This is a genomic window from Streptomyces sp. XM83C (assembly GCF_023072675.1).
Classification (GTDB): domain Bacteria; phylum Actinomycetota; class Actinomycetes; order Streptomycetales; family Streptomycetaceae; genus Streptomyces; species Streptomyces thermocoprophilus.
Genome location: NZ_JALLGL010000448.1, coordinates 1 through 3,616 on the forward strand (window position 1 = coordinate 1; position 3,616 = coordinate 3,616).

4 protein-coding genes and 1 pseudogene are annotated in these 3,616 nt (G+C 70.8%); 3 read left to right on the forward strand and 2 right to left on the reverse strand.

What is annotated here, in order from left to right; translation table 11 throughout:
* A pseudogene (locus tag MTQ10_RS28935) lies at positions 1 to 124 on the forward strand (IS481 family transposase); the annotation flags it as partial.
* On the opposite strand, the gene MTQ10_RS28940 reads toward MTQ10_RS28935, so the two are convergent.
* Positions 121 to 822: a FadR/GntR family transcriptional regulator gene (locus tag MTQ10_RS28940; RefSeq protein ID WP_247473333.1), complete on the reverse strand. Its 702-nt coding sequence runs from the start codon at positions 820 to 822 to the stop codon at positions 121 to 123. The pseudogene MTQ10_RS28935 and the gene MTQ10_RS28940 overlap by 4 nt on opposite strands.
* 130 nt (positions 823 to 952) lie before the next feature.
* Between MTQ10_RS28940 and MTQ10_RS28945 the strand changes: the two genes are divergently transcribed.
* Together MTQ10_RS28945 and MTQ10_RS28950 are read left to right on the forward strand one after the other, a co-directional pair.
* The gene (locus MTQ10_RS28945) at positions 953 to 1,474 is read left to right on the forward strand and encodes a gluconokinase (protein ID WP_247473336.1); all 522 of its coding nucleotides are present in this window, start codon (positions 953 to 955) and stop codon (positions 1,472 to 1,474) included.
* Positions 1,475 to 1,552: 78 nt separating this feature from the next.
* The gene (locus MTQ10_RS28950; protein WP_247473338.1) at positions 1,553 to 2,950 is read left to right on the forward strand and encodes a GntP family permease; all 1,398 of its coding nucleotides are present in this window, start codon (positions 1,553 to 1,555) and stop codon (positions 2,948 to 2,950) included.
* 65 nt (positions 2,951 to 3,015) lie between these two features.
* Here the strand turns inward: MTQ10_RS28950 and MTQ10_RS28955 are convergent, their stop codons facing one another.
* Positions 3,016 to 3,600 (reverse strand): cytochrome b/b6 domain-containing protein, encoded by a 585-nt coding sequence (locus tag MTQ10_RS28955; RefSeq protein WP_247473340.1) that lies wholly within the window; start codon positions 3,598 to 3,600, stop codon positions 3,016 to 3,018.
* Positions 3,601 to 3,616 lie beyond the last annotated feature (16 nt).

Sequence of the window (3,616 nt, forward strand, 5' to 3'; positions counted from 1 at the left end):
ACAACAACGACGCGACGCCTTCCCCGACTGGCTGCACACCTACAATCACCACCGCGGACACACCGCGCTGAAAGGCCAGCCACCCGCCAGCCGCGTTCCTAACCTCTCAGGGCAATACACCTAGGGCGCGAGGATGTCCAGTTCGCGCAGGGCGCCGGCCGTGATCTCGCGGGTCAGTTCCTCCGCGCGCCGGGCGTCGCGTTCGCGCACCGCCTCGGCCAGTTTCACATGCAGGGTGACGGCGGCCGGGTCGGGGTCCTCGAACATCACGTCGTGATGGGTGCGGCCCGCGAGGACCTCCGCGACGACATCGCCGAGGCGGGCGAACATCTCGTTGCCGGAGGCGTCGAGGATCACCCGGTGGAAGGCCACGTCGTGGAAGAGGTACTCCTCCAGGCGGTGCCCGCGGGAGTTGGCGACCATGCCGAGCGCGCGCTCGGTCAGCTCGGCGCACTGCTCGGCGGTGGCGTTGCGGGCGGCGAGACCCGCGGCGACCGGTTCGACGGCCGAGCGGAGCACGGTCAGTGAGCGCAGCTGGCGCGGACGGTCGGCGCCTGCCAGGCGCCAGCGGATGACCTGCGGGTCGTACACGTTCCACTCGGACTTCGGGCGTACGGTCACGCCGACGCGGCGGCGGGACTCGACCAGGTGCATGGACTCCAGGACACGGACCGCCTCCCGCATCACCGATCGAGACACATCGAACTTCTGAGCGAGTTCGTCGGTACGCAGGACACTGCCCGGCGGGTACTCGCCCGCTGTGATCGCGGGGCCGAGGGTGTCCAGTACACGGCCGTGCAGCCCCCGGCCCGGAGTGGTCATGCACACAGAGTACGGCTCGGCTCACCGGAATAAAAAGTCAGACTTATACGTCACAGACTCTTGAATTCGTCGGACCTAATGGGTTTCAGTGTCCCGGCATCAACGTGTCGACGAAGACTGCGAGGCAGCGATGAAGACCCCCCACGTCGTCGTGGTCATGGGCGTGGCAGGCACCGGCAAGACCACGATCGGTCCCCTGCTGGCCGCCCGGCTCGGCGTTCCCTACGCCGAGGGCGACGACTTCCACCCCCCGGCCAACATCGCCAAGATGACGGCCGGTACCCCGCTCACCGACGAGGACCGGTGGCCGTGGCTGGACGCCATCGGTGACTGGGCGCACGGCAGGGTGGGGCTCGGCGGGGTCGTCAGCTGTTCGGCGCTGAAGCGGTCGTACCGCGACCGGCTGCGCGCCGCCGCCCCCGGTCTGGTGTTCGTGCACCTGACCGGCAGCCGGGAGCTGATCGCCGACCGGATGGCACACCGTCAGGGCCACTTCATGCCCACGGCGCTGCTGGACTCCCAGTTCGCCACGCTCCAGCCGCTGGAGCGGGACGAGGCGGGCGTCGCGGTGGACGTCGAGGGCGGCCCGGAGCAGATCGCCGAGCGGGCCATGACCGCGCTGGCGTCGCTGCCCGAGCCTTCGGCCCCGTAACCCCCCTCCCCACCGGGGCCCGGCCGTTCCTGCGGGCCCCGGTCCCTCCCCATCCCCCGTACCTGCAAGGGAACCCCCGTGACCAGACTCAGCGTCGAGAAGCTGGCAGCGGACACCGCCGAGCCGATCACCTCCGCCGGCCACGCCCAGCTGGGCATCGCCGTGCTGGTGGGCATCGCCGTCATCGTCCTGCTCATCACCAAGTTCAAGCTGCACGCCTTCCTTTCGCTCACCCTCGGCACCCTGGTGCTCGGGGCGGTCGCGGGGGCGCCGCTCGACAAGGCGATCACCAGCTTCACCACCGGCCTCGGCAGCACGGTCGCCGGTGTCGGTGTCCTGATCGCGCTCGGTGCGATCCTCGGCAAGATGCTCGCCGACTCCGGCGGCGCCGATCAGATCGTCGACACGATCCTCGCCAAGGCGGGCGGGCGCGCCATGCCGTGGGCGATGGTGCTGATCGCCTCGGTGATCGGTCTGCCGCTCTTCTTCGAGGTGGGCGTCGTCCTGCTGATCCCCGTCGTGCTGATGGTCGCCCGGCGCGGCAACTACTCCCTGATGCGGATCGGCATCCCGGCCCTCGCCGGTCTGTCCGTGATGCACGGTCTGGTGCCGCCGCACCCGGGCCCGCTCGTCGCGATCGACGCGGTGGGCGCCAACCTGGGTGTGACGCTCGCGCTCGGTGTGCTGATCGCGATCCCGACGGTGATCGTCGCCGGTCCGCTGTTCTCCAAGGTCGCGGCCCGCTGGGTGGACGTCCCCGCACCGGACCGGATGATCCCGCAGCGCGCCTCCGAGGAGCTGGAGAACCGCCCCGGCTTCGGTGCCACGCTGGCCACGATCCTGCTGCCGGTCGTGCTGATGCTGTCCAAGGCGCTGGTCGACATCGTGGTGGACGACCCGAAGACGACCACGCAGCGGATCTTCGACGTCGTCGGCTCCCCGCTGATCGCGCTGCTCGCCGCCGTGCTCGTGGGCATCTTCACGCTGCTCCGGCCGGCCGGGTTCGGCAAGGAGCGCGTCTCGCCGCTGGTCGAGAAGGGGCTCGCGCCCATCGCGGGCATCCTGCTGATCGTCGGCGCGGGCGGCGGTTTCAAGCAGACGCTGATCGACACCGGTGTCGGCCAGATGATCCTGGACATCTCCGAGGACTGGAACATACCGGCGCTGCTGCTGGCCTGGCTGATCGCGGTGGCGATCCGGCTGGCGACCGGTTCGGCGACCGTGGCGACCGTCTCGGCGGCCGGTCTGGTCGCGCCGCTCGCCGCCGACATGTCCACCACGCACGCGGCCCTGCTGGTGCTCGCCATCGGCGCCGGCTCGCTGTTCTTCTCGCACGTCAACGACGCCGGGTTCTGGCTGGTGAAGGAGTACTTCGGGCTGAACGTCGGGCAGACGATCAAGACCTGGTCCGTGATGGAGACGATCATCTCGGTGGTCGCGGGCGGTCTGGTGCTGCTGCTCTCCCTGATCATCTAGCGCCGCCGGGTGCCCCGGCGCCGGAGCGTCCGGCGTTCCCGGTCGATCGTGCACACCCGCTGTGGCTACGGCCGCCACAGCGGGTGTTCGCGTTCCGCCCACTCCCGGCCGACCGTGCCGGTGCGCAGGCCGCGCCGGGCCTCCGGGTCGGCGAGGGCCATGCCGATGTGGCCGGCCAGGACGATGCCGACGGTGAGCGCCAGCCAGTCATGGACGAACGTGGCGCTGGTGCGCCACATCAGCGGCGTCAGATGCGTGAACCACATCATCAGGCCGGTGCCGAGCATCACCAGCGTCGCGCCGGCGATCCACGCGGCGTAGATCTTCTGCCCGGCGTTGAACTTGCCCGCCGGCCGGGACGAGGGCCGCTTGTCGCGGCGCAGGGCGGCGCGCAGCCAGAGCTTGTCGTGCGGGCCGAACCGGTTGATCCGGCCGAGGTCGGCGCGGAACGCGCGGGAGGCGAGACCGGTGAGGACGGGCACGGGCAGGGCGAGCCCGGCCCACTCGTGGAGGCGGACCACCAGTTCGCGGCGGCCGACGAGTTCGGCGAGCTGCGGCAGGTACAGGCAGGCGGCGGTGGCCACGCACACGCCCATCAGCGCGGCCGTGGTGCGGTGGATCCAGCGTTCGGCGCGGGTGAAGCGGTGCAGGCGGGCGGGGGCCTGG

Coding starts and splice junctions, on each gene's coding strand:
- MTQ10_RS28940 (WP_247473333.1), bottom strand. CDS start 822: ATGACCACTCCGGGCCGGGGGCTGCACGGCCGTGTACTGGACACCCTC.
- MTQ10_RS28945 (WP_247473336.1), top strand. CDS start 953: ATGAAGACCCCCCACGTCGTCGTGGTCATGGGCGTGGCAGGCACCGGC.